This is a genomic window from Amycolatopsis sp. NPDC052450 (genome assembly GCF_044547565.1).
Lineage (GTDB): Bacteria > Actinomycetota > Actinomycetes > Mycobacteriales > Pseudonocardiaceae > Amycolatopsis.
Map to the genome: position 1 here is coordinate 143,080 of NZ_JBIUAQ010000011.1, position 395 is coordinate 143,474.

The window sequence follows — 395 nt, forward strand, 5'->3', positions numbered from 1 at the left end:
ACCTCGCGAACAGACTGGGCGCCCTGGGACGACGGGAAGAAGCACTCGAAGCCGCCACCGAAGCCCTCACTACCCACCGCCGGCTGGCCGAACAGCGCCCCGACGCCTTCCTCCCCAACCTCGCCACGAGCCTGAACAACCTCGCGGGCCGCCTGGGCGATATGGGACGGCACGAAGCTGGCCTCGAGGCCATCACCGAAGCCGTCACGATCCGACGCCGACTGGCCGAACAGCACCCCGACGCCTTCCTCCCCGACCTCGCCATGAGCCTGAACATCCTCGCGGGCCACCTGGCCGCCCTGGGACGGCACGAAGCTGGCCTCGAGGCCATCACCGAAGCCGTCACGATCCGACGCCGACTGGCCGAACAGCACCCCGACGCCTTCCTCCCCGAC

At 69.9% G+C, this 395-nt stretch carries 1 protein-coding gene; it reads left to right on the top strand.

The window, feature by feature from the left end; genetic code table 11:
* On the top strand, positions 1-395 hold a 395-nt coding region (locus ACIHAO_RS20350), incomplete at both ends, for a tetratricopeptide repeat protein (RefSeq protein ID WP_396559985.1).